Genomic DNA, 650 nt, shown 5'->3' on the forward strand with positions numbered 1-650 from the left:
AAATAAAATAATTATCGTCAACTAGAATCAATTTATCGTGTAAGACATTATTGATTTCCCACGGCTTGAAAAGATTAAGACCACCGATCGTTTTCACTTCAATATTTTCTTTCTCACGAAAGATTTCGAAAGGAATCCGACTCGTGATACTCATTTCTGTCGCCAAACCATTTAAAAGCAGCTTGATTTTTACACCGCGTTGTGCGGCCGCTAACAATTTTCCCACAATAATCAGTCCGCTATCATCATTAGAAATGGCGTATTGGGAAATGAGGAGTGATTCCTTGGCTTCATCAATTAATTGGCAACGCAGAGCCAATGCTTGATCCAGCTCAGCAGTGACACAAACAGATTCATTTTGAATTTTATGATTATACAGTGATTTCAGAGATTTCGTCGCATCTTTTTCAGCATCTTTAGCAACCGCGTTAATCTGATGAATATTGTAAAAGCAGACACACAAACCAAAATAGAGGAAATAAATCAGCAGAACGATAGTAAATTTTTTTAATAAAGAGAAGGCTCTCATTCGATCATACCCCCAGTCAAAAAAATCATATCTCTATATAAATAGTTTATCCTGTCTCTTATACACATCTAGATGTGTATAAGAGACAGGCGTAGAGACAATCAAACTATTTTTCTCCAAG

General features: G+C 36.0%; 1 protein-coding gene. It reads right to left on the reverse strand.

Annotated features, from left to right (window positions below):
• Positions 1–529, reverse strand: a 529-nt coding sequence (locus A5875_RS18185) for a phospholipase D-like domain-containing protein (RefSeq protein ID WP_254911909.1), incomplete at its 3' end; no start/stop codon positions are given.
• Positions 530–650: the final 121 nt, after the last annotated feature.

This window comes from Enterococcus sp. 3H8_DIV0648, assembly GCF_002140655.1.
GTDB lineage: Bacteria > Bacillota > Bacilli > Lactobacillales > Enterococcaceae > Enterococcus_A > Enterococcus_A hulanensis.